This window comes from Alcanivorax sp. HI0007 (genome assembly GCF_001635525.1).
Classification (GTDB): domain Bacteria; phylum Pseudomonadota; class Gammaproteobacteria; order Pseudomonadales; family Alcanivoracaceae; genus Alcanivorax.
Map to the genome: position 1 here is coordinate 1 of NZ_LWEJ01000233.1, position 254 is coordinate 254.

1 protein-coding gene is annotated in these 254 nt (G+C 57.1%); it reads left to right on the plus strand.

Annotated features, from left to right (window positions below):
* Positions 1-95 precede the first annotated feature (95 nt).
* The coding region (locus A3714_RS11295; protein WP_156493864.1) for a dephospho-CoA kinase at positions 96-254 on the plus strand (159 nt) is incomplete at its 3' end.

Below are 254 nucleotides of genomic sequence, written 5' to 3' on the forward strand. Positions count from 1 at the left end.
AGCTGAAAACCCCTGGATAATTTTCGTTGGAGCCTTGCTTTGCAAAGCGAAGCGGTCAAGCTCCAGCGCCAGTGAAGCCTTGTTCTGGAGTAAGCATGTTCGTAGTCGGCCTGACTGGTGGCATTGGTAGCGGCAAGACCGCCGCCACGGATTTCCTGGCCCAACAGAGCATTACCATTGTCGATGCAGATCTGGCGTCCCGGGTGGTGGTAGAGCCAGGCCAGCCCGCGCTTGAGCGTATCGCCGAGCATTTT